Source organism: Arenimonas donghaensis DSM 18148 = HO3-R19, from assembly GCF_000743535.1.
Lineage (GTDB): Bacteria > Pseudomonadota > Gammaproteobacteria > Xanthomonadales > Xanthomonadaceae > Arenimonas > Arenimonas donghaensis.
The window spans coordinates 1-2,647 of the sequence record NZ_AVCJ01000028.1; the positions used below are offsets into that span (position 1 = coordinate 1).

The 2,647-nt window shown below is 66.0% G+C and carries 2 protein-coding genes; both read left to right on the top strand.

Annotated elements, in window-relative coordinates; genetic code table 11:
• Window positions 1-228: 228 nt before the first annotated feature.
• Window positions 229-1,914: an IS21 family transposase gene (istA, locus tag N788_RS10145; RefSeq protein ID WP_024360721.1), complete on the top strand. Its 1,686-nt coding sequence runs from the start codon at window positions 229-231 to the stop codon at window positions 1,912-1,914.
• Complete coding sequence (gene istB / locus N788_RS10150; RefSeq protein WP_003460139.1) at window positions 1,802-2,551, top strand: IS21-like element IS1474 family helper ATPase IstB; 750 nt, start codon at window positions 1,802-1,804, stop codon at window positions 2,549-2,551. Before istA ends, istB begins: the two co-directional genes overlap by 113 nt.
• Window positions 2,552-2,647: the final 96 nt, after the last annotated feature.

Genomic DNA, 2,647 nt, shown 5'->3' on the forward strand with positions numbered 1-2,647 from the left:
CGCTGCGGATTTCGGAGCACCGTGACCGGCCGTTTCGGTTGATCGTGACCGCTCATTTCGCTAACGCGTGACCGCTCATTTCGGTAGCAACGTGACCGATTCTCCGCCTGTTCCGAAACAGGTGGTCACGGCTTACCGAAATCGCCGGTCACGACTTAGCGAAAGCCTTCCCCTTCGTTGCGCATGACCTGATGCGCCGCCATCCTCGACCGATTTCGGGAGAGGAAGATGGCGGCGCCGCGAGTAGCCATGCGAAACATCAAAGAATGTCTGCGCCTCAAGTTTGAGGCCGGCTTGTCCCACGAGAAGATTGCCCGTGCCTTGCAGCTGTCCAAGGGCGTGGTTAGCAAGTACATCGCGGCGGCGCGGGTGGCCGGGCTGGACTGGCCGGCGCTGGTGGCCATGGACGAGGCCGCGCTGGCGGCCGCCTTGTTTGCACCGACGTCGACGAACAAGCCGCGCGGTGAGCGAGTGCTGCCCGATGTGCTGAGCATCCACCGCGAGTTGCGACGCAAGGGCGTGACCTTGCAGCTGCTGTGGGAGGAATATCTCGCCGCGCATGCGGGCCAGCCGACCTACCGCTACACCCAGTTCGTCGAGCACTACCGGCGCTACGCCCAGACGCTCAAACGTTCGATGCGTCAGCTGCACCGTGCGGGCGAGAAGCTATTCATCGACTATGCCGGGCCGACGCTGCCGGTGGTCGACCCGGCCACCGGCGAAGTGCGCCGGGCGCACATCTTCGTCGCCGCCCTGGGCGCCTCGAATTACACCTATGCCTGCGCGACGCCAGGCGAAACCCAGGTGGACTGGCTGACCTCGCTGGGCCAGGCTCTGACCTACTTTGGCGGCGTGCCGGAAATGGTTGTGCCGGACAATCCGCGCGCCCTGGTCGCCCAGCCGGATCGCTACGAGCCGGGCCTGAACCGGGCCACGCTGGAGTGCGCGCGTCATTACCAGACGGTGATCCTGCCGGCACGGCCACGCAAGCCTCAGGACAAGGCCAAGGCCGAGGTGGCGGTGCAGGTGGTCGAGCGCTGGATCATGGCGCGGCTGCGCCATCGGCAGTTCTTCAGCCTGCATGCGCTTAACCAGGCCATCGCCGAGCTGCTGGAGGATCTGAATCGGCGCCCGTTCAAGCGGCTCGATGGCTGCCGGCGCGACTGGTTCGAGCGTCTGGATCGCCCGGCCTTGCGAGCGCTGCCGGTGCATCCCTACGAGGTCGCCACCTTCAAGCGCTGCAAGGTCAGCATCGACTACCACATCGAGGTCAATGGCAGCTTCTACAGCGTGCCCTCCGCCCTGGCCCGGCAGAACGTGGACGTGCGACTGACGGCACACACCCTGGAAGTGCTGCATGGCAACCGGCGGGTGGCCAGCCACCTGCTGCTGGGGCGACGCGGCGCTTACAGTACCCAGCGCGAACACATGCCCGCAGCGCACCAGGCGCATCGTGAGTGGACGCCGCAACGCCTGCTCGACTGGGGCGAGCGGATCGGCCCCTACACGCGCCAACTGATCGATCACCAACTGACCCACAAGCCGCACCCGGAGATGGGCTACCGCGCCTGCCTCGGCCTGCTCTCGCTGGCCCGGCGCTATGGCAATGCACGCCTGGAAGCCGCTGCCGAACGTGCCGTACACCTGCGCGCCTTCACCGGGCGCAGCGTGCGCAACCTGCTCCAGCAAGGCCTGGATCAACAGCCGCTGCCCCAGCGTGCCGCCGAAACGACCTTACCCGGCGACCACGAGAACGTCCGTGGCGCCGACTACTACCAACCCCCGCAACAGGAGCTGTTCGATGATGCCGCAACACACCCTGAATCAACTGCACCAGCTACGCCTGGACGGCATGGCCCGCGCCCTGGAAGAGCAATGGACGCTGCCGGCCAGCCACAGCCTGAGCTTCGATGAACGCCTCGGCCTACTGCTCGACCGCGAACTGGCCTGGCGTGACAACCAGCGCCTGGTACGGCTGCGCAAGAAGGCCAAGCTCAAGTACGCCAACGCCTGCCTGGAAGATCTCGACCGCCGCTCCGGACGCGCCCTGGACGAGCGTCTGATCGCCACCCTGGCCAGTGGCGACTGGATCCGCCAGCAGCACAACCTGCTGCTGACCGGCCCGACCGGTGCCGGCAAAACCTGGCTGGCCTGCGCCCTGGGCAACCAGGCCTGCCGCCAGGGCTATAGCACCCTGTACCTGCGCACCCCGCGCCTGCTGGAACAACTGCGCATCGCTCATGGCGACGGCAGCTTCGGCCGTACCCTGCAACAGCTGGCAAAGGTCGACGTCCTGGTGCTGGACGACTGGGCGCTAGCCCCGCTGGAGGAAGGAGCCCGGCATGACCTGCTGGAGGTGATCGACGACCGCGCTGGCAGCCGCTCCACCATCCTGACGAGCCAACTGCCCATCGAGCACTGGCACGGCTGGATCAACGACCCGACCCTGGCCGATGCCATCCTCGACCGCCTGGTGCACAACGCCTACCGACTGACGATGAAAGGCGAGTCGCTGCGCCGAAAAAAAGCCGAGGAACAAGCCGCATCGTGACCGATGCGATTACAATCCAGAACCCGCGCAACCGGGGTGGAAGCACCGGTCACGTATTAGCGAAACGCTCGGTCACGTTCACCGAAATCCGCAGAT